Origin of the sequence: Sulfitobacter sp. TBRI5, from assembly GCF_051013555.1 — a bacterium.
Lineage (GTDB): Bacteria > Pseudomonadota > Alphaproteobacteria > Rhodobacterales > Rhodobacteraceae > JL08.
Genome location: NZ_CP112884.1, coordinates 3,536,627 through 3,557,063 on the forward strand (window position 1 = coordinate 3,536,627; position 20,437 = coordinate 3,557,063).

The 20,437-nt window shown below is 58.3% G+C and carries 23 protein-coding genes and 1 tRNA gene; 11 read left to right on the forward strand and 13 right to left on the reverse strand.

Annotated elements, in window-relative coordinates; genetic code table 11:
• Nucleotides 1-3: 3 nt before the first annotated feature.
• The 5 genes from OLX72_RS17670 to OLX72_RS17690 all read right to left on the reverse strand — a co-directional run bounded on the left by OLX72_RS17670 (nucleotide 4) and on the right by OLX72_RS17690 (nucleotide 5,079).
• Nucleotides 4-912, reverse strand: coding sequence for a sterol desaturase family protein (locus OLX72_RS17670; RefSeq protein WP_433989226.1), 909 nt, complete (start codon nucleotides 910-912; stop codon nucleotides 4-6).
• A gap of 222 nt (nucleotides 913-1,134) precedes the next feature.
• Entirely contained in the window at nucleotides 1,135-2,466 is a 1,332-nt protein-coding gene (tig, locus tag OLX72_RS17675) for a trigger factor (protein WP_433989227.1), read from the reverse strand.
• A 163-nt stretch (nucleotides 2,467-2,629) separates the two neighbouring features.
• Nucleotides 2,630-3,730 carry a porin gene (locus tag OLX72_RS17680; protein ID WP_114869907.1) on the reverse strand — a complete coding sequence of 367 codons (1,101 nt, stop codon included), beginning with the start codon at nucleotides 3,728-3,730 and terminating at the stop codon, nucleotides 2,630-2,632.
• 134 nt (nucleotides 3,731-3,864) lie between these two features.
• Nucleotides 3,865-3,948: transfer RNA gene (locus OLX72_RS17685), tRNA-Leu, on the reverse strand.
• 60 nt (nucleotides 3,949-4,008) lie between these two features.
• Nucleotides 4,009-5,079: a Hint domain-containing protein gene (locus OLX72_RS17690; protein WP_433989228.1), complete on the reverse strand. Its 1,071-nt coding sequence runs from the start codon at nucleotides 5,077-5,079 to the stop codon at nucleotides 4,009-4,011.
• 194 nt (nucleotides 5,080-5,273) lie between these two features.
• Here OLX72_RS17690 and OLX72_RS17695 point away from each other — a divergent pair, with 194 nt between their 5' ends.
• Nucleotides 5,274-5,825, forward strand: coding sequence for a Hint domain-containing protein (locus tag OLX72_RS17695; RefSeq protein WP_114869897.1), 552 nt, complete (start codon nucleotides 5,274-5,276; stop codon nucleotides 5,823-5,825).
• On the opposite strand, the gene OLX72_RS17700 is transcribed toward OLX72_RS17695, so the two are convergent.
• Nucleotides 5,822-7,477: an NAD(P)H-hydrate dehydratase gene (locus OLX72_RS17700; protein ID WP_433989229.1), complete on the reverse strand. Its 1,656-nt coding sequence runs from the start codon at nucleotides 7,475-7,477 to the stop codon at nucleotides 5,822-5,824. The genes OLX72_RS17695 and OLX72_RS17700 overlap by 4 nt on opposite strands.
• Nucleotides 7,478-7,645: 168 nt before the next feature.
• On the opposite strand from OLX72_RS17700, the gene OLX72_RS17705 reads away from it, so the two are divergent.
• The 7 genes from OLX72_RS17705 (at nucleotide 7,646) to OLX72_RS17735 (ending at nucleotide 14,245) form a co-directional block, all read left to right on the forward strand.
• Nucleotides 7,646-7,984: a P-II family nitrogen regulator gene (locus OLX72_RS17705; protein ID WP_114869896.1), complete on the forward strand. Its 339-nt coding sequence runs from the start codon at nucleotides 7,646-7,648 to the stop codon at nucleotides 7,982-7,984.
• A 41-nt stretch (nucleotides 7,985-8,025) separates the two neighbouring features.
• Nucleotides 8,026-9,432, forward strand: a complete 1,407-nt coding sequence (gene glnA / locus OLX72_RS17710) for a type I glutamate--ammonia ligase (RefSeq protein ID WP_433989230.1) — start codon at nucleotides 8,026-8,028, stop codon at nucleotides 9,430-9,432.
• 148 nt (nucleotides 9,433-9,580) lie between these two features.
• Nucleotides 9,581-10,417: an amino acid ABC transporter substrate-binding protein gene (locus tag OLX72_RS17715; RefSeq protein WP_433989231.1), complete on the forward strand. Its 837-nt coding sequence runs from the start codon at nucleotides 9,581-9,583 to the stop codon at nucleotides 10,415-10,417.
• A 97-nt stretch (nucleotides 10,418-10,514) separates the two neighbouring features.
• Entirely contained in the window at nucleotides 10,515-11,315 is an 801-nt protein-coding gene (locus OLX72_RS17720; RefSeq protein WP_433989232.1) for a lytic murein transglycosylase, read from the forward strand.
• Between the two features lie 241 nt (nucleotides 11,316-11,556).
• Complete coding sequence (locus tag OLX72_RS17725; protein ID WP_433989233.1) at nucleotides 11,557-12,306, forward strand: hypothetical protein; 750 nt, start codon at nucleotides 11,557-11,559, stop codon at nucleotides 12,304-12,306.
• A gap of 150 nt (nucleotides 12,307-12,456) precedes the next feature.
• The gene (locus tag OLX72_RS17730; protein ID WP_114869892.1) at nucleotides 12,457-12,882 is read left to right on the forward strand and encodes a hypothetical protein; all 426 of its coding nucleotides are present in this window, start codon (nucleotides 12,457-12,459) and stop codon (nucleotides 12,880-12,882) included.
• A 142-nt stretch (nucleotides 12,883-13,024) separates the two neighbouring features.
• Nucleotides 13,025-14,245, forward strand: a complete 1,221-nt coding sequence (locus OLX72_RS17735; protein WP_433989234.1) for a bifunctional alpha/beta hydrolase/OsmC family protein — start codon at nucleotides 13,025-13,027, stop codon at nucleotides 14,243-14,245.
• On the opposite strand, the gene OLX72_RS17740 is transcribed toward OLX72_RS17735, so the two are convergent.
• From OLX72_RS17740 to OLX72_RS17760, 5 genes are all read right to left on the reverse strand, one after another.
• Nucleotides 14,242-14,580 (reverse strand): hypothetical protein, encoded by a 339-nt coding sequence (locus tag OLX72_RS17740; RefSeq protein WP_433989235.1) that lies wholly within the window; start codon nucleotides 14,578-14,580, stop codon nucleotides 14,242-14,244. The genes OLX72_RS17735 and OLX72_RS17740 overlap by 4 nt on opposite strands.
• A 12-nt stretch (nucleotides 14,581-14,592) precedes the next feature.
• Entirely contained in the window at nucleotides 14,593-15,159 is a 567-nt protein-coding gene (locus OLX72_RS17745) for a hypothetical protein (RefSeq protein WP_162797965.1), read from the reverse strand.
• A gap of 149 nt (nucleotides 15,160-15,308) precedes the next feature.
• Complete coding sequence (locus OLX72_RS17750) at nucleotides 15,309-15,908, reverse strand: biotin transporter BioY (protein ID WP_114869888.1); 600 nt, start codon at nucleotides 15,906-15,908, stop codon at nucleotides 15,309-15,311.
• A 100-nt stretch (nucleotides 15,909-16,008) separates the two neighbouring features.
• On the reverse strand, nucleotides 16,009-16,431 hold the full coding sequence (locus OLX72_RS17755) for a DUF6314 family protein (RefSeq protein WP_114869887.1): 423 nt from the start codon (nucleotides 16,429-16,431) through the stop codon (nucleotides 16,009-16,011).
• Entirely contained in the window at nucleotides 16,428-16,763 is a 336-nt protein-coding gene (locus OLX72_RS17760; RefSeq protein ID WP_114869886.1) for a hypothetical protein, read from the reverse strand. Before OLX72_RS17760 ends, OLX72_RS17755 begins: the two co-directional genes overlap by 4 nt.
• 86 nt (nucleotides 16,764-16,849) lie before the next feature.
• Here OLX72_RS17760 and purB point away from each other — a divergent pair, with 86 nt between their 5' ends.
• A complete protein-coding gene (gene purB / locus OLX72_RS17765) occupies nucleotides 16,850-18,160 on the forward strand; it encodes an adenylosuccinate lyase (protein ID WP_433989236.1) in 1,311 nt (436 codons plus the stop codon).
• Between the two features lie 18 nt (nucleotides 18,161-18,178).
• On the opposite strand, the gene OLX72_RS17770 is transcribed toward purB, so the two are convergent.
• A complete protein-coding gene (locus OLX72_RS17770) occupies nucleotides 18,179-18,331 on the reverse strand; it encodes a hypothetical protein (RefSeq protein WP_162797964.1) in 153 nt (50 codons plus the stop codon).
• Between the two features lie 87 nt (nucleotides 18,332-18,418).
• Nucleotides 18,419-19,390: an ornithine cyclodeaminase family protein gene (locus OLX72_RS17775; protein ID WP_433989237.1), complete on the reverse strand. Its 972-nt coding sequence runs from the start codon at nucleotides 19,388-19,390 to the stop codon at nucleotides 18,419-18,421.
• 185 nt (nucleotides 19,391-19,575) lie between these two features.
• On the opposite strand from OLX72_RS17775, the gene OLX72_RS17780 reads away from it, so the two are divergent.
• Nucleotides 19,576-19,734, forward strand: a complete 159-nt coding sequence (locus OLX72_RS17780) for an adenylosuccinate lyase (protein WP_114869884.1) — start codon at nucleotides 19,576-19,578, stop codon at nucleotides 19,732-19,734.
• Nucleotides 19,735-19,839: 105 nt separating this feature from the next.
• Entirely contained in the window at nucleotides 19,840-20,373 is a 534-nt protein-coding gene (locus OLX72_RS17785; RefSeq protein WP_114869883.1) for a tetratricopeptide repeat protein, read from the forward strand.
• Nucleotides 20,374-20,437: the final 64 nt, after the last annotated feature.

Here is a 20,437-nt window from a genome sequence, read left to right on the forward strand (position 1 = left end):
CTTTTAGACGGAGGAGTGCCGCTCGGCCCTCTGTGGTGCGGCAGAGGCATCATCTGCGGCCGCAGACCTGTCGCACTGTTCCGTTTTGGCCTGAAGATGATCAGACCACGCCTGCCTGATAAGGCGCGCCCATTCCTGAAACGGATAGATCAGGATCAGAACCGGGTTCTTGTCGGCAATGCCGCTTTTCAAGGCGCCCATCGGCGCATCGCATTTCCCCGGATTGTAATAGGTGCCGAACATCACATCATAGATCGGCATCACATTGGCAAGGTTCTTGCCATAGGCTTCGGGCACATCGGCATGGTGCCAGCGATGGTAAACCGGCGACGCGATCAGGTATTTTAGCGGGCCGTGTTCGAATTCCAGATCCATGTGAACATATTTGCTGTGCAGGGTGTGGAAAATGATCACGACGGGAATGGCATATGGCATCTGCAACCATGTCAGCAGCAGAATATAGCTGCAGGTCATCAAAAACGCCTCCAGAAAATGAATTCTGTTGGCTGTGAATGCGTTGACATGGGTGTCGGAATGATGCGCCGCGTGGGTCGGCCAGCCCCATTTGGTGTGCATCAACCGGTGGTTCCAATAATCCACAAAGTCCTTGGCCGCCACGCCGATCAGGCAGACGATCCAGAAAGGTGTCGTATCCCAGAACTCCGGATCAAGCGTCGGAATGGACAGGGACTTATAAGCAGATTGCGCCAAGGCATTCAGATCATTCAGAAAGTATATCGCCACAAAAATGTTTGCACCGCCGACAAGAAGCGTGGCAACGGTGTTTTCAGCCGCATGCCTGCTCAGTTCCGATCTCTTTTTGAACCCGAAATACAAGATGAACACTGCGATGAAACACAGAACGATCTCTGATTTCCAGGTCGGATTGGCAAGCCAGTCTATCAGTTCCATAAGCCCTTACCCTTGGAATTGCCCAACAGGGTGCGACCGCAAAACGCCCGCAACGTCCTGACCGTTAAAGCGGTTAAAAGGGGCAGATTTGTGCCGCACACCGGGCGAGAATGTGCAGCGGTGTTGCCTGCATTCGCGCCAGTTGTGGCATGGATATGTCGGGCCCAACGAAAAAGGGCTGCCCCGCAGGACAGCCCCTTGTTTCAAAACCGGTGATCCGGCTTATTCTTCGTCAAGTGCCTCAACCGCCTTTTGCAAAGCGTCCTTGTTCACTTTCTTGTCTTTCACTTCGGCCAGTTCGAACACGTAATCGACAACCTTGTCTTCGAACAGCGGCGCACGCAGTTGCTGTTGCATCTGCTGGTTTTGCTGAACGAATTCAAAAAACTGACGCTCTTGTCCGGGGTACTGGCGCGCCTGGTTCATGATCGCCTGCGTCATTTCCGCGTCGGTCACTTCCACCTCGGCCTTGCGGCCCAGTTCGGCCAGCAGCAGGCCCAGACGCACGCGGCGTTCAGCCAGCTTGGTGTGTTCGTCCGTCGTTTCGATTTCCGGGTGATCGTGGCCTTCCACGTCCGGATTGTCTTCGTGCCACAACTGGTGTGCGATCTGGCCTGCCTCGGCAGTAACCAAAGACGGGGGCAGTTCGAACGAAACAGCCTTGTCCAGTTCGTCAAGCAGGGCGCGTTTCATCACAGCGCGTGCCGCACCGGCGTATTCCGCCTCCAACCGCTCTGCGATCTGTTCTTTCAGCGCGGCCAGATCCTCGGCGCCGAATTTCTTGGCCAGTTCGTCATCGATCTTGGCCGCTGTCGGTTCCTTGACGGCCTTGATCGTGCAATCGAACACGGCTTCTTTCCCGGCCAGATGATCGGCTTGGTATTCCGCGGGGAACGTCACGGTCACCGTTTTTTCTTCACCGGCTTTGACACCGACCAGCTGTTCTTCAAAGCCCGGAATGAACGAATTCGATCCCAGAACCAGCGGGTAATCTTCGGCTGATCCGCCTTCAAAAGCGTCACCGTCGACCTTGCCGACGAAATCCATCACGATCTGGTCGCCGTCCTTGGCTTTGCTGCCTTTCTTGCGATCCTTGAAATCCTGCGCGCTTTCGGCCAGATTTTCCAACGCTTCGTCAACAGCCTTGTCGTCCGCTTTCGCGACCAGCTTTTCCAGTTTGATTTTCTTGAAATCAACTTCGGGAATGTCGGGCAGCGCTTCATAGCTCATGTCGACCAGAACGTCGTCGCCTTCGTTCCAGTTCTCGTTGGTCATTTTGACCTCGGGCTGCAGTGCAGGACGATCGCCGCTGGCATCAAAGTGTTCTTTCATCGCGCCGTCGATCGCTTCCTGCATGGCTTCGCCCAGCACTCGCTGGCCGAACTGCTTTTTCAGCAATGCCATCGGCACTTTGCCCTTGCGAAAGCCCTTCATCTCGACTTCGGGCTGGGCCTCTTTCAGCTTTTCCAGCACCTTCGCGTCCAGCTCGGCACCGGTGACGGTAATGGAATAGGCGCGTTTCAGACCTTCGTTCAGCGTCTCTGTGACCTGCATCAAATGTTCCCCATAGGTTTGTGCGCGCGCGGACCGCACGCCATGCAAATTTGGGGCCTTCTATTGGTCCGCAACAGCCTGCGCAAGGGGCATTGCGCGCTCAACCGGTCTGTTGCGCAAGAAGGCGCAAAAAACCATGGGTTCAGCGCAGCATCTCTTGGCTTCAGAATTTGAAACGTGCGCCAAACAGAACCGACTCTGCATCCCTGAACGAAGCCCCGACCTGACTGTAGGCATAGGACCGATAGCCCAGATACGCCTCCAAGTTCAGGCGGTCGATCTTTTGCACCGCGCCAATTCCGAAACTTTCCGAAGACGATCCGGCCACCAGAAAATCGCTGCCGTCGTAATAATCTACAGAAATCGCCGTTGTACCCGCCCCGATCCAATTGCCGATATAGCCCAGCTTGACGTATCCGTATTTGCCACCTCCGTCGCGACTGCCGGTGGCAAGCGTGCCGTTAAAACCCGAACTGTGCAGCACAGAGACTGATCCGAACGTGTCTTCCTGATTGAACGTATCGCCGTCTCGATAGGAATACGCGATCCCCGCATTCACTTTGAAATCACCCAACGTTTCGTTGTACTTCAGCGCGATGTCTGAAAACGTCGCGTTTATGTTAGGGTCCAGAATTTCCTCGCCATAGGCAGCGGACAGGCTGAATCCGGCAAAGCTGGGTGTGTCATACCGGATCCGGCCGCGCCGCCCGCTGTCCAGATCACTGAATACCGCCCCGATCGCCACGGTAGACAACGCGCCGGCGGATGTTCGGAACAGGTATGCACCCGCCGTATCCGAAATCGACGAATACGTCACCAGCGTCGTACCCGACAGATCGTTTTCGGCCACACCATCCGTCGCCATGCTGCCCTGCCCGACATAAAAAGTACCGTATATCGGTGTTTTCAGGCTGAAATCGACCTTGCGGATATTGGTGCGATCCCAATCGAACTCATCGACCTTGAACAACTGGCTCACCCCGGCCGACCCGCGAAACCCGAACGCGGATTCAAAATTGAACCGAAAGGTATTTTCTCCGTATTGCTGGGTAAAATCCAATCCGAACCGGCTGTTGGAATTCACGTTGTCGACAAGATTGCGATAGCTTTCTACACCGTCATCAAAATACAGAAAGGCCGGATCAAACTGCCCGTAAAACAGCACAGAACCACCACCATCCACGTCATAGCGAAACTCAGCCAGTGCGGAACCGGCGGTTGAGGACAACAAAACAGCGATCAGGGCGGTGGCGGTACGGGGCATCGGAGTGTCCTTTGTTATTGTAATTCTCGGCGCGCCATCCCGGTCGACCGAAACAGCCTATGCGGGAAACGTAACATACCCACCCGTAGCGCGGGAAGTCGCAGTTGTCACATCACTCGGAACAAAGGGGAAGGTGGTGCGGGTGAAGGGACTCGAACCCCCACGCCAAAGGCGCCAGAACCTAAATCTGGTGCGTCTACCAGTTCCGCCACACCCGCATTGGCGCGGGCATATCAAAGCTTTTGCACGGATGCGAGAGAAAAAGAAGCCCGGACATATCAGGCGGCGCGCGCGCTCCACAAAGCGGCTTCGGCACGGGTTATCAAGGGGCGCGCCGATGTCAGCGGGGCGGCGTGGTTCAGATCGCGATCGGGAAACAGCGCGCGCAATTCGGCGCAGGCGCTGTCTTGCAGGGCAAAAAGCGACGCGGGCCCCGGGTTAAAGCTTTCACTGGGCAGTCCGTCGGAAATCAGCACCTCGTGGCGCTCGCATTGCAGATGGAAATAGGTCGTCTCGGCCACGACCCACGCGCGGGTAATCGTTGTGCCGTTGATCAGATGGATCGCGGCGGCAAGCACCTGTGGCGCCCCGAACAGCAACTCTGCCTGCGGCCCCTGCACCAGAATACGATGCTGCGGCGATACCATCATGTCGCGCACCGGCATGCCCTGCCCCAGCGCGCCTCTGGCGATCCGCACAGGGCGGAACGCGGGCCGCAACGCCATACGCAGCGAACTGACGCTGACCTGCCCGACCCAGATCAGCGGCTGCGCTCCGTGATCCAGCGTGTGCACCATATCGCCTACCTTCAGGTCTTCGATGCGGGCCAGCCCCGTGGGTGTCGCGATCTTGGTGCCCGGTGTGAAACAGGGCGGCGCGATGCTGCCCGACCCAAGCGGCGGCTGCCCCGAACTGCCCGGTCCTTCGGCGGCCGAAATCACCTCAAGCGCCACGTTGCGCGGCGGGATGACATCGACAAAGGCGATACCTTCGATCGTGGCGTAACTGGGCGAGGAATTGTTCATGTTGACCGCGATGGCGCGATATTCGATCCCTGTATTCGGATCGCGCAATACCATCTGGTATTCGGCCTCTATCGTTGTGTTGTTGCCATAGGTCACACCATCAAAATCCTGCGTGCCCCGCAGCCTTTGATTGCCGTCATTGTCGTCAAAATTATTATCCGATCCACCGTCGCGCACACTGATTTCTTCGAAATTCGAAGATGTCAGCGTAATCGTCAGCCCAACCAGATGCGAACCGTCACCTTGGGTGACGCCATCCAGTTGCCCGCCACCGGATACGGTAACAGACGCTTCCCCCAGCGCCCAGAAATCATAATTTGCCATCGCCTGTAACCTGCCCGGCCTGCGAAATCGTTGTTTTCAGAAACTCTAGAACGGTGCCCCGGCTTTGTCACGTTAACCAATTGTGTCAACTCGGGGGCTGTTGGGCGCCCGGCACACCAAAAAAAGGCGCGACATGATCCCAATGATGACATAAAGTCATGAAAAAACCGAGGCAGACATAGCAGGATACGCCCATGAAACCGAAAACGGTCGGGCGCGTTGGCGGGCATGATCCGCAAACGGGCCAGTTGAACCCTGATCTGACAGCAGCGCAAGGCATTGCGTCAGGCTCCATCGTGATGACGCTTGACGGCGAAATGCCCGTCGAATTCCTCAACAGCGGCGACAGGATCGTGACCCGCGATACCGGCATGTCGGTGATCCGTTCAGTGCGCTCTTTCCAGACAACATGCCGCGCAGTGCGACTGCGGGCCGGATCACTGGGTCACACAAGGCCGGACCGTGATGTTATCCTGTCCGCCGATCAGCATGTCCTGATCCGCGACTGGCGCGCCGAAGCGCTGTTTGGCGGCAAACGGGCGATGGTTCCTGCCAGCCGCCTGATCGACGGAGAGTTCGTGACCGATCTGGGCGAAGTCGACATGCTTCTTTACCAGATCGAATTTGACTCGCCCCATGTGATCTATGTCGATGGCCTGGAACTCTACAGCACCCAGCCCGCCGCCTTGTCCGCAAACGCATCGCCGCGCGCATCGACTGTTCTGGCCAACGCCCGACAGGCCTAAAGCCCAAGATCGCGAAACACCGCAGGCAAGTGTTCGGAAAGATCCTCGGCGATCAATCCGGCGCCGACCTGTCGCGCGCATTCCACATGCAGCCACGCCGCCAGTTGCGCGGCGCGCAGCGGCTCAAACCTGCGCGCCAGCAATCCGGTAGTGAACCCCGCCAGAACATCACCTGACCCCGCCGTGGCCAGCCATGGGGCGGAACGCACGCCAGTTGCAGCATGGATCACACAGTGGCCGTCAGGCGCGGCAATCACCGTATCGGCCCCCTTGAACAGCACCACACACCCGGCGCGCTGTGCCGCCGCACGTGTGGCATCAACCTTGGAATAGGCAGGGCCAGACCGCGCAGGTGCGGCCAGCCTGTTGGCAATATCCGGAAACAGGCGGGTAAATTCACCAGCATGGGGTGTCAGTACACAACCGGCATGCAAGCGGTCCAGCAACGCCGGCGCCTCTGCCATCAGCGTCAACGCGTCGGCATCCAGAACAAGCGCGGGCTTGCGCTCTGCCTCAAGCGCAGCTTGCACCAATGCTTGCCCATGCGCATCCACCCCCAATCCCGGCCCAAGGCACAGCGCATTGATTCGTACATCCTGCAGCACGGCGCCCAGATCCGCGCCATCGGCCACGGGCCGCATCATCAGGGCGGTGATCTGGCTGGCCACTTCGGCCTGCGCGTCGGGCGGAACGCCCAGTGTCACCAGCCCTGCCCCGATCCGCAGCGCACCACGGGCCGCCAGACGGGCGGCGCCGGTCTTTCCCACCCCGCCGGACAGAATGAACGCGTGACCAAAATCATATTTGTGCGGGTGCGCCGGTCCCGCGTCACCCTTGTCCAGATCACGCCACACCGGTTGATCGTCTCCATCTTGCGGCGCAAGAAAAACATACTCGCCCGCGCGCCGTGTCTGATCGGCAAACCCAGGCACCGCGTGGGCAATATCGCGGCTTATGCCAATGTCCTTCACCACCACCTGCCCCGATGCCACCGCACCTTCGGCCAGATAGTGCCCGCGCTTGGGCGCGTGAAACGTCACCGTCAGCGCCGCCCGGCGATATGTCGCCCCGTTCGCGGTCAGGAACCGGCCGCTGTCCAGATCAAGCCCCGACACACAATCGATCGCCACCACATCCGCAACGCGGTCCGCGGCCAAAGCCCGCAATGGCGCACTGTCTTGCACAGGCCGGGTCAACCCGGTGCCAAAAAGCGCATCCACATAGATATCCGGTTCGCCCGGCATCGCAGGCGGAAAATGTGCCACATCAAACGGGTCGATGTCTCCCAGTTCCAGCCATCGCGCGCAATTTTTCCTTGCACTGTCAGGCAGCTTTTCCATGTCGCCCAGCAGGAACACCCGCACCTGCGCCCCCGCTTCCCTCAGCAATCGTGCAACAACGAACCCGTCTCCACCATTATTCCCCGGCCCGCACAGCACAACCGCTTTGAAACCCTGTTCATCTTTTTCCAAATACTTCGGGGAGCGCGAGGGGCTGGCCCCTCGCCCCGCCGCCTCAGGCCATCGCTCGCAAATGGCTTCGAACACGCCGCGCCCGGCGCGCTCCATCAATTCCAGTTCGCTCACATCGCCGCTTTGCATCGCGGCCTGCTCGATCTCGCGCATTTGGGCGGCTGTCAGAAGTTCACTCACCTCGCCGGACCCCACGATTCATTTGTGATTAAAACTTGTGCACGCTGCACAGTATTTGGGCGCATGTCGTCATTTTCCGTTCAGATTCCAGCACCGCTATCTTAACCGATTGCCGCGCCAAAACAGAAGTGGTCTGACGCCGCATGACGCATCTGCGAGGAGACCGGGATGAAAAAAATCGAAGCCATCATCAAACCGTTCAAACTGGACGAAGTAAAAGAAGCCCTGCAAGACGTCGGCGTGCAGGGCTTGTCTGTGATCGAGGTCAAGGGCTTTGGCCGTCAGAAGGGCCACACGGAACTCTATCGCGGCGCCGAATACGTGGTCGATTTCCTGCCCAAGGTGAAGATCGAGGTCGTGCTTGACGATGATCAGGTCGACTCGGCAATCGAGGCGATCGTGGATGCCGCCAAAACCGATAAAATCGGTGACGGCAAAATCTTTGTCTCCCCCGTTGAACAAACCATCCGCATCCGCACCGGTGAAACCGGTTCAGACGCACTTTAATCGCTTAACTCATACTTTCCAAAAAAGAGGACCCTTCGGAAATGAGCAAAAACAAAGTTCTCGACATGATCAAGGACGAAGATGTCGACTATGTCGATATCCGGTTCACTGATCCGCGCGGTAAACTGCAGCACGTGACCATCGTGGCCGATCTGGTGGACGAAGACTTCATCGAAGAAGGGTTCATGTTCGACGGCTCGTCCATCGCAGGCTGGAAATCCATCGAAGCGTCCGACATGAAGCTGATGCTGGATACCGAAAGCGCCTATATCGATCCGTTCTATGCTGAAAAAACCATCTGCGTGCATTGCTCGGTTGTCGAACCCGACACTGGCGAAGCGTACGAGCGTGACCCGCGCGGCACCGCCCAGAAGGCCGAGGCCTATCTGAAAGCGTCCGGTATCGGTGATGTCGCCTATATGGGCCCCGAGGCCGAATTCTTCTTGTTCGACGATGTGCGTTTTTCCAATTCGATCAACAAGGTGTCCTATGAGGTTGACGCAACAGACGCATCCTGGAACACCGACACGGAATACGAAATGGGCAACATGGGCCACCGCCCCGGCGTCAAGGGCGGTTACTTTCCGGTCAACCCGACAGACGAGGCACAGGATCTGCGCAGCGAGATGCTGTCGACTATGAAATGCCTTGGCATGAAGGTCGACAAGCACCACCACGAAGTGGCATCGTGCCAGCACGAACTGGGCCTGATTTTCGACAGCCTGACCAAACAGGCCGACGAATTGCAGAAGTACAAATATGTGATCCACAACGTGGCCCACGCCTATGGCAAGACAGCCACGTTCATGCCCAAGCCCATCGCAGGCGACAACGGCACAGGCATGCATGTGAACATGTCGATCTGGAAAGACGGCAAGCCCCTGTTCGCAGGTGACAAATATGCCGATCTCAGCCAGGAAGCGCTGTATTACATCGGTGGTATCCTGAAGCACGCCAAATCGCTCAATGCGTTCACAAACCCGGCCACCAACAGCTACAAGCGGTTGATCCCGGGCTTTGAAGCGCCGGTATTGCGCGCCTATTCGGCCCGCAACCGGTCGGGCTGTGTCCGTATTCCGTGGACAGAAAGCCCCAAGGCAAAACGGGTCGAGGCACGGTTCCCCGATCCAGCGGCCAACCCTTATCTGGCGTTCGCGGCATTGCTGATGGCCGGCCTTGACGGCATCAAGAACAAGATTGATCCCGGCGAAGCCATGGACAAGAACCTGTATGATCTGCCCGCCGAAGAACTGGCCGGTATCCCGACAGTGTGCGGTTCGCTGCGCGAAGCCATGGAAGAACTGCAGGCCGATCATGATTACCTGCTGGCCGGTGACGTGTTCACCAAAGACCAGATCGACGGCTACATCGATCTCAAGATGGAAGAGATCGAACTTTACGAACACACGCCGCACCCGGTTGAATTCGGTATGTATTACAGCTGCTGATGTTCCGGCTTTGGCCATGACACTTTTGATGCGGGCGCCCCGAAACGGGCGCCCGTTTGCTTTGGGGCCGATTGGGCCCGATTGGGATGGACGCCGCGCACCTGCACGTTATGCTCGCGATGAACCTGACATTTTCAAGGATATTGTTATGCGCCTCTTCGCCCTGCCCTTACTGGCCCTCCTGTTTGCGACCCCGGCCAGTGCCCAGACGCTGGAACGGATCAAGGACACAAGCCAGATGAATATCGGGTATCGGGCTGACGCTGCGCCATTGTCTTTTGCCCAGGCCGACGGGCAACCGGCGGGGTACAGTCCGCTGGTCTGTGTCGGCGTTGCGCAGGCGATTGCAAAATCCCTGCAACTGCCCGATCTCAAGGTCAGTTTCATTCCGATTGACACCGACGACCGGTTTGAAAAAGTCGCCAGTGGTGACATCGATATGCTGTGCGGTGCCGCAACAATCACGCTGGAACGGCGCCAGACAGTGGATTTTTCGGTGCCGATCTATGTTGATGGAACTTCGGTACTACTCCCCAAAACGATGGGATCGAATTTCGAGGATCTGGCCGGCAAGAAGATCGGGGTGCGCAGCAACACCACAACTCTCACGGTGCTGGAAGCGTCGCTGAAACAGGCGAATATCGAAGCCGAGGTGGTCAAGTTTACGGACCATAACGCCGGATTTGACGCGATCAAGGCCGCCGAGATTGACGCTTACTTCGCCGATCAGTCGATTCTGATGTACGAATTCTTCACCCAGAAGTTGCAGGAGCAGTTCCAGCAACCCAGCCCCATCCTGACCCTTGAAAAACAGGGTTTGGCCCTGCCCCGCGGCGATGCCGATTTTCGTCTTGCCGTCGATACAGCACTGTCCGAAATGTTCAACAACGGCGCTATGGAGCAACTGTTCAAACAGGCATTTCCCGGCGTGAAACCCGGTCAGGCGGTGCAGGCCATGTATCTGATGTCGCCCACGCTGCCCTGATCCGGTGCTTGGGTACCGGTCCGGTCCACTTTCCTGTTTGTCTGATCGCATTTGCAGGTTAGCTTTGCCCTATCTGACACGTCCGAGTGAGGTTTCCATGCGCCGTTTACTTAAGGTTTTCGCTTTTAGCGCCCTGTCCGTTCTGCCCGTAGGCGCGCTGGCCGCCCAGTGCGGCAACACCGGTGCGGGCTTTGAAGCGTGGAAATCCGATTTTGCCAAAGAGGCGCGTCAGGCCGGGGTGAAGAAACTGGGGCTTCAGGCGCTTGCGGCCAGCACCTATGCCAAGCGCACCATTGCGGCGGACCGCAACCAGAAATCGTTCAGATATTCGCTGGAAAAATTCATGCAGGTGCGCGGGGCCGATACAATCGTCGCCCATGGGCGCAAACGCAAGGCGCGCAATCCGGACTATTACGCGACACTGGAGCGCCAGTACGGCGTGCCTTCCGGGGTCTTGATTGCTATACATGGCATGGAAACCGCCTTTGGCAGTTTCATGGGCGACAGCCCTGTCGTATCGGCCATCGTCACCCTGACCTATGATTGCCGCAGGTCCGATTTTTTCAAGCCCCACGCAATCGGGGCGCTGATACTGGTGGATCAGGGTGCGATCACCCCCGCCACCAAGGGCGCGAAACACGGCGAACTGGGCCATACCCAGTTCCTGCCCGGCAATGCGCTGACTTACGGGGTGGATGCCACTGGTGACGGGCGCGTCGATTTCTATAACCAGACCGATGCGCTGGCCTCGACCGCCAATTTCCTGCGCCAGAAGGGGTGGAAACCGGGCAAGGGGTATCAACAGGGCCAGCCCAATTTCGCCGTGATCAAACAGTGGAACGCCGCCACGGTCTACCAGCAGGCCATTGCCATCATGGCCGCGCGGATCGACGGCTAGCCCGCAAGACAAGGTGGCACCGGGGTTTATCCATTCCGGATACTGAATTTAATTTCCCTGATGACACAGTTTTTCCGCAATTTAGCGTCATACCCTTAAGCGAGAGTAATCGTGAGGGGACACACGAATTCGGGATTTTGCGGTATATCACGGCGGACTCGGGCTGGCGACAACGTCACGCGTGCGTTTGCAGAAAGTCGCCAAAACTGTCTGCTTTTCGCTGGAAAAGCAGGGTTACACTGTGGATATGTCTGCAGATCTGATCGCACATAAGGTGCATCTGTCATCCAATGCATGTTCCATTGAACTGCATGTTCTGCCTGCCAATGCGGCACAGCAGGAATGTGACACGACACAAGCACAGGCCGCATTCGACATCGGCAGCCGTATCGAAATCAAACTGTCCGAATGTGTGGCGGGTGATCCTGAATCGCTGCTGGCCTACCTGATGATCGACCTCGTGCGCACCCACAACCCGGAGGTGGTGGAATGGCTTGATCAATCGACATTGCTGCCGTCTGACGAATTCCTGTCCTGCTTTGAAATGTGCCCTGAAACCAACGTGGTCACGCCCAAGCGCCCGATCCTGACCAAACCTGCCCGCCGATTTGCAACGGTCAGGGCGGCAGCCAGATCGGCCAAGGTTTCGGGGACGAACTTGCAAACGCATTTCGTGCCGCTGACATCAGGCCTTGATTGGTCGTCGGCGCAGGTTGCGCTGGCCCATGCCTATCGCATCCCGCTCAAGGATGACGCGCAACCGGTCGCGCAGGACGACAGACTTTCGGATCCGCTGCGCCTGGCGACATGGGCCATGTCCGGCGTTGTCGCCTGTATCGCACTGCCAGTGGCCCTGAGCCTGTTCATTATCAACCTTCTGCGGGGCGAAGATTTTCGCCTGAACACACAGGCTTTGTCCGTCACCGGCCTGCTTGTGGCGCTGCACGCCAATGGCGCATTCGCGCAGGTCGTTGCCCTGTTGCCTGTCTAGCGGCAACACCTGCATCTGGCCGCGGCTTTCCTGACGGCCAGACCCAACCAACGCCAAACACCCCACCAGCGCAATTCCGCAATTGCGCAAATTTGCTGCCACAATTTGTGGTTACCGTGGTGTTATGCATTGTTGAAAAGGCGTCTTTCCATGTCACAGAACATTCCAGGCCCGACAGATATTGTTGACGCCGATCGCATCGCTCAGGAAACGGCCGGTTCCAAAATCGCGGAACCGGTAGCCAGACCCAAGGTCCGCCAGCCGCTGGCCGACGAAAGTGCGGCCCTGCGCGATGCGTTCCTGGGACGCGGCGATCCTGCGGATGAACCACCCGCCGATGCCGTGCCGAAATCCCGCATCCTGTCCGTCATGTCGGGCAAACTGGGGGCGCGCAAACCACAGCCCGCCAAAGCCACGCCCGAACCCGAAACAAATCCCTGGGCACAGCGCATGAAGCTGGGCAAACTGGTCTTTGCCGGCCTGGCCATCACTTATGTGGTGATGCAAGTGCCCGAAATTACCCAAGGCATGGCTGAAATCGCGGCGCTTGAGGCCGAAATAGACCAGATGCAGTAGGCCGATCCGACCGCCGCAGGCCTGTTCTGAGCCCGCGCGCCACGTTTCATCCGGTCACCATCGCGTGACAGCCACCGGGCGCACCTTGAAGCACCACAGGCAAAGCGCCACCCTTAAGCTCATCCCAAAAAGGAGAGCAAGGATGCCTACGGAACGGATTACTTTCGCCGGTCACGATCAGTCAGAGCTTGCCGCGCGGCTGGACCTGCCCGAAAGTCCGGTTCTGGCCACGGCATTGTTCGCCCATTGTTTCACCTGTTCCAAGGATATCCCCGCCGCGCGGCGCATCGCGGGCCGTCTGGCCGCAATGGGCATTGCGGTCTTGCGGTTCGATTTCACCGGCCTTGGCCATTCCAAAGGCGAATTTGCCAACACGTCATTCACTTCGAATGTCGATGATCTGGTGGCGGCGTGCCGCTATCTGGACGGGCGCGATCTGGCGCCGTCATTGCTGATCGGCCATTCGCTGGGCGGGGCTGCCGTGCTCAAGGCGCGGGCGCAAATTCCATCGATCAAGGCCGTGGTCACGCTGGGCGCCCCGTTCGATCCCAGCCATGTGACCCACAACTTTGCCGATGCCCTGCCCGAGATTACCCGCAACGGTGCGGCGGATGTAACGCTGGGCGGGCGTCCGTTCCGCATTGGCAAGTCCTTTGTCGACGATGTTGCCCAAAGCAAGCTTGCCCCCGCGATTGAAACGCTCGATGCCGCGCTTCTGGTGATGCATGCTCCGCTGGATGATACTGTCGGCATCGACAACGCGGGCGATATTTTCCGCGCGGCCAAACACCCCAAAAGCTTTGTCACGCTCGACCGCGCCGACCATCTGATTTCGCGCGCCGAAGATGCTGAATACGCCGCCGACGTGATCGCGGCGTGGACATCGCGCTATCTGGATCTGACGCCGCCTGCCCCGCCACCCGGTGCGCCCGAAGGCATCGTGCGTGTATCCGAGGCCGACCCGAACGGCTTTCTGCAGGATGTGAACGCCGGTCCGGCGCATCACGCCCTCGCGGATGAGCCGCTGGCCTATGGCGGTACCAATCTGGGCATGTCGCCCTACGGATTTCTGGCCGCTGGTCTGGGGGCATGCACGTCAATGACCATTCGTATGTATGCGCGGCGCAAGGGCTGGCCGCTGGATCATATCTGGGTGGATGTAACGCACGACAAGGTTCACGCGCAGGACGCAGGCACAACCGGTGGCGACAAGATCGACAGCTTCAAACGCGTCATCCACCTGTGCGGAGAACTGGCACCGGATCAGCGTGCCAAGTTGCTGGAAATCGCCGACAAATGCCCCGTACACCGCACGCTGGAACGGACATCACATATCCAGACCGAACTGGCCGATATGGCCTAGCGCAACCGTCCGCCACCGGCCGGGCGGTGAATCGGCGGGCGCGCGGCAGGCGGGCGATGCACCGGCGGGCGATGCACCGGCGGGCGTGAAAACCCGGGATCAGGATTTGTGATCGGCGGGCGCGTCGGCCTGTCGGGGCGGTCGGGCCTGTCGGGGCGGTCGGGTTTGGTGTGGCCGCCATAGTAATAGTCGTTCCACAACATCGAATCGTAATAAGATGCCCCGTAATACACCGAACCGCCAGTACTGACCGATCCCGGATCACATGCCGAAACGGCAACGACAGACGCGCCGAGGCCGAGGGACAAAACAAGCTTTCGCACTGAAATACGCATTTTCCGGTCCCCTTATCGAATGGCTTTGAAGGATGCGAACATTTCGTTGATCACATCAGCCGAGGCCGGATCGGCCCCCGCCTCGAACACCACAACAGCCACGGCAACACGCCCGTTGGGCAGATCAATGGTCACAGCGGTAAAATCGATCGATTTGCGATCCCGCGTGCCCCGTCCCGCCACGGTGCGAGCGGGCAAGCCTGCGATCCTGCGGTTGGTGCGTTTGCTGATTTCGGTATCCTGTACAAGAAAAGGGCCGATATCGCGCAGATACTGGTCCGCCTGATCCAGCGTCGTGACATTGCGCGGAGAAACCAGCCCCACCCAGACGCCACCCCCTTCGACAGGCGCCAGACCGATCACGCGGCCCACTGTGCGCGGTTCATCGGTTTCAGGGTCTGCAATCACGCGTTCGCCACCCGTGCGCACCGACCAGAAATCCGGAACATCCACGCGAAACAGCGATTGTTCACCATCACTATAGACAACCGGCGTGCCTGCATGGCCCATGCCCGCAGCACAGATCAAAAGCACTGCTGCGGCAAATCGTTTAAAAACAGACGTTCGTCTATGTCTCATGGCGATGGGTTCCTTGATTGTCCGGCGTCCATTCAGCGTCACCTGTGGACGCTTGTCCATACCAAAGTGCCATCTTGCGACAGGCTGTCCTGCAATGAAAAAGGCCCGGACGCATGGTCCGGGCCTTTTGAATGTCGATTTGATCGGGGTCAGCCGCGCGCGTTGCCGACCAGTTTCCAGATCGCGGGCAGCAGCAATGCCGCCAAAGCCAGTTTCAGCACGTCACCGATCAGGAACGGGGTCAGACCCCAAGCCAGAATGGGCTTGTCCCAACCGTATAGTTGCCCCAGCCAGACCAGACCCGGTACATAGATCAGCACGTTGCCGATCAGCATCGCCAGCGCCATCCACTTGAACGACCGGTCCCAGCCGCGCTGTGCCAGCGCACCCAGCGCCAGTGTCGCCAGTACATAACCGACCAGATAGCCGCCTGTGCCGCCCATCATATAGGTCAGGCCGAATTTTTCCGCAGATGATCCGGCAAAGATATCAAAGCCCAACGCGCCGATGATCATGTAGCCAAGGATCGTGGCCAGACCCAGACGCGCGCCATAGGCCGCACCGATCGTCAACACGGCAAACGTGCCCATTGTGATCGGAACCGGCCACATCGGCACCTTGATCTTGGCTGCGATGGCCAGAACCGCAATTCCAAGAATAACCAGCGCCGCCTGTTTCAGGCGCAGCGCGGTGCCGCTTTGCGGGCCAAGGATGTCGGCCAATACGTTTCGTGTCACTGTCGCTTGCATGGATCGTTGTCTCCTGTCCATTGCCATCGGATTTCTGCATAAATGCCCGACCTGATCTTTCTGCGCAAGCAAAGAAGCGTTTGTCGGCCCCGAACCCGCTTTAAACCCGTCGATATGTGCTGGTCATGCGGTAGGCCTTGCGCGGGCCGCTGACCTGCCATTCAACTTCGAAACTGGGCCAGTGGGTAAAATCATAGCGCCCGTCATACTGGTCGGGATCACACCAGTGCGACACCGGGCCGCCGCGCGCAGGCACGTGATGAAACACCCGCCCGTCCTCGAAATACACGGTAAGGTCCGGCCCCCAAAGATAGCGGCGTTCCCCTTGTATCGGGGCCAGTCCCTTTACCGTCAGCAATCCCGCTTCAAGATATGCCAGATTGTCCCCTTGCGGGGTCCAGTGCGCTTCGCCTTCGAAAAACGCAGGGGGGCCGTTTTCATGGACGATATCGCGGGTCAGCGACCAGTGGCCTTCAAAATCGGCCAGTTTGCGGGCGGGAGGAACGGGATGTTGCGCGTTCATTCTTTATAGTCAGCCTCGGTTATATCGTTGTTCGGTCCGACAAAACGCAATCTGTCGCCTGACCGTTCCATTTCATAGCAGGCCCATAGATCATTGGGGGGCCACTGGCTGCAATACTGATCATCCTCGATGCGCCAGTTTCCCCAACTGTCGGACCCTGCATTATACAGCGTCTTGCCGGAGGCCCGGAAATCCTGCCATGCGGTTTCATATTGCAGGGTACGCCCCGTCAACGCTTCGCGGATTTCACTCCCGCTTAAGGGTGTCCAAACATCGCCTGCGCTTGCTGTGAACGGCCAGATCAACAGCACGATCAGGGCAAAGCGTCTCACTTGCGACTCTCCTGTCTTGTGATGCGTCGCGGCTAAGTCTAAGACCGCGCCTATCTGCTGAACAGTCATAAAAAGGTGCGCCGCCCATGATCCCCCGCTATTCCCGTCCTGATATGGTTGCCATCTGGTCGCCCGCAACAAAATTCCGCATCTGGTACGAGATCGAGGCCCATGCCTGTGATGCGATGGCCGATCTGGGGGTGATCCCGCGCGCCAATGCCGAGGCCGTGTGGAAGGCCAAGGACGTGGAATTTGATGTCGCCCGCATTGACGAGATCGAAGCCGTGACCAAACACGACGTGATCGCGTTCCTGACCCATCTGGCGGAACATGTCGGCAGTGACGAGGCCCGTTTTGTGCATCAGGGCATGACAAGCTCGGACGTGCTGGACACCTGCTTCAACGTCCAACTGGTGCGTGCCGCCGATATTCTGATTGCCGATGTCGAGGCATTGCTGGCCGCACTGAAACGACGGGCACTGGAACACAAGGATACCGTGCGCATCGGGCGCAGCCACGGCATCCACGCCGAACCCACCACAATGGGCCTTACATTCGCCCGGTTTTATGCGGAAATGTATCGCAACCTGGCCCGCCTGCACACGGCACGGGCCGAGATTGCCACCGGCGCAATCTCGGGCGCGGTCGGGACGTTCGCCAATATTGATCCGCGCGTCGAAGAACATGTCTGCGAAAAGCTGGGCCTGCAGCCGGAACCGATCAGCACACAGGTCATCCCGCGTGACCGCCACGCCGCGTTTTTCGCAGCACTTGGCGTTGTCGGCAGTTCGATTGAAAATGTTGCCACCGAAATCCGCCACATGCAGCGTACCGAAGTGCTTGAGGCCGAAGAATTTTTCAGCGCAGGGCAGAAAGGCAGCAGCGCGATGCCGCACAAGCGCAATCCGGTGCTGACCGAAAACCTGACAGGTCTGGCGCGTCTGGTGCGCATGGCCGTGGTGCCGGCGATGGAAAACGTGGCCCTTTGGCACGAACGCGACATTTCCCATTCTTCGGTGGAACGCAATATCGGGCCCGACACCACGATCACGCTGGATTTTGCGCTGGCGCGGTTGACGATGGTGATCGACAAACTGGTGATCTACCCCGACAACATGCTGGCGAACATGAATAAATTCCGCGGACTGGTGATGAGCCAGCGGGTATTGCTGGCGCTGACGCAGGCCGGAGTCAGCCGCGAAGACGCCTATAAACTGGTGCAGCGCAACGCGATGAAAGTCTGGGAGCAGGGCAAGGATTTCAAAACCGAACTGCTTGCCGATGCCGATGTTCTGGCCGCGCTAAGCGCTGATGAGATCGAAGAAAAGTTCGACCTTGGCTATCACACCAAACACGTGGATACGATTTTCAAACGGGTGTTCGGCACCACAGATTAACAGCGCGCGGGCGCGGCCTTACCGGCTGCGCCCATAGACCGACTGATGGTGAATTTCCTCATAATAGACGCCGCTGGTTGGCGGGTTCAGTTCAGGATCAATGCAGCCTGACAACACAATGACCGACAGGATCAAACCGGCTTGTGCCGCGCGGGTAAAAGTCGGTGTCATCTGACAAGGTGTCCTTTCTTTTCTTTGCGAGCACGATTTTACTGCGTCCCATCAGCGATATCCAGAGCGTGCGGATGCCAATGACCCCTACCAACTGACCGATCGCCCGAGGTCCAGCGCGCGCGCCCGTTCATAGGCGAGGCTGGCAATTGCGAAATCGCCGATTGCCATGCCCCTGAACACAAAAGCCGATGGTTTTGTCGGATCGGGGTGTGGCTGATCCCCCTGTCCGACCAGCGAAGCCAGATCGCCCTCCACCAGATCGGGATCAACCATCTTTCTGGGGTTTTCGCGTTCCTGTTCCAGATCATCGATGATGATCCGGCCAAACGATTTTATATGGGTGCGATGCCAGGGTGTCGCGGCATCCGTGATTGCGGCAAAAGCCCCCGGTTTCATCCAGCGTGCATCGACAAACGGCTTCGCATCATAAGACAGCGTGACCGACGAAACGACGATATCCGCGTCGGTTATTGCATCTTTCGCCGTATCACAGATCACCGGCGTCAGGCCCAGTTCCGATGCCAAACGGGCCAGCCGATCAATATTGGCCTCACCGCGGCCGAAAATGCGAACCTGTTCCAAGGGGAACAGATCGGCCAGCGCCACCAAATGCCCGCGCGCCTGTTGACCGGCACCGACAAGACCAAGAACACGCGATTGCGGATACGCCATTCGCAGCGCGGCAACACAGCTAAGACCTGCCGTGCGCACCTTTGTGATCCACCCCGCCTGCATGATGGCCAGCAGATCACCGGTTTCGCTGTTCTGCATCAGAATCGCCCCTTCGACCCCGTTCAACCCGCGCGCAGGATTGCGCGGGCTGACCATAACGGATTTGACGATAGTCATCTGCGGTGTATCGCTGGCGGACAGCGTTGTCATCATGTAACGCCCATCCCCCGGAAGCATCGCGGCTTTCGGCGCGCTCCACACCTTGCCACGCGTCTGGGCCAGCAATGCAGCATCAATACGCGCGACGATATCCTGTGTCGAAATCCCCATTCCCGACAACACGGCATCGGACAGGATCAGAAATGGCGGCGGCTGGTCTGGCAATTTGAACCCCTTGCAATTTCCGGGCTGAAAGAACCGGTGCGCCGCTTAATCTGGCATGGAAGCAGGGGCGCGTAAAACAGTTCCAGGGCACTACAGCAAGCCGTCGCTTTCCTGCCGCGGAAAATCGCTGCAACAAACCCGGTTTTTATGCTATGATCCCGCTATCCATCACAGGAGAGCCAATTATGACACCCAAGACCCTTCTGATCGCTGTTTCCCTGACCCTGTTGCCGGGATTGGCGATGGCCAAATGTTCAGGCTATGACCAACAGGCCATGTCCTGCGCACAAGGCAGTGTCTGGGATAGCGCCAAACAGGCCTGTACCCCGATCGTAAGCGGCTGATCCAGCCGGAACACTTACAACATTGTGAAGCCGCGAACCCAAGCGCGGCTTTACTCTATCCCGGGGTACGCTACCTTCCTGACATGTCATGATGAGGATAGAGTAATGCGTATTTTGCTGTCTGTTGCCTTGTGCCTGCCGACACTTGCCTTTGCGGCGGGCGACGAAACAACAACATCGCCGCCCAAACCCACCAACACCACCAAAACCTGCAAGGGCGAAGAGGTCTGGGATGCGTCCCGCAAGAAATGCGTCAAACCGCGCGGGTCGTCGCTTGATGACGAAACATTGTATGATGCGGTGCGCGAACTGGCCTATGCCGGGCGTTACGAAGATGCGCAAAAGGTTCTGGCGGAAATGTCGGACCAGAGCGACGACCGGGTGTTGACCTATCTGGGTTTCACTCACCGCAAAATGGGCAATACAGAACGCGGCATGGCGTATTACCGTGATGCGATTGCCCGCAACCCCGACAATTTGCTGGCGCGGTCCTATATGGGTCAGGGCCTGATCGAAGCGGGCGACAAGGCCGCCGCCCTTGCGCAACTGCGTGAAATACAGGCGCGCGGCGGTCAAGGCGGATGGCCTGAAACATCCCTGCGCGAGGCTTTGGCGACCGGACAGACCTACAATTACTGATTTAAGGCGATATTCATCCTTGCCGGACTAGAAACAGGTCAGTCCTGTCCGGCAAGAGGTTTTC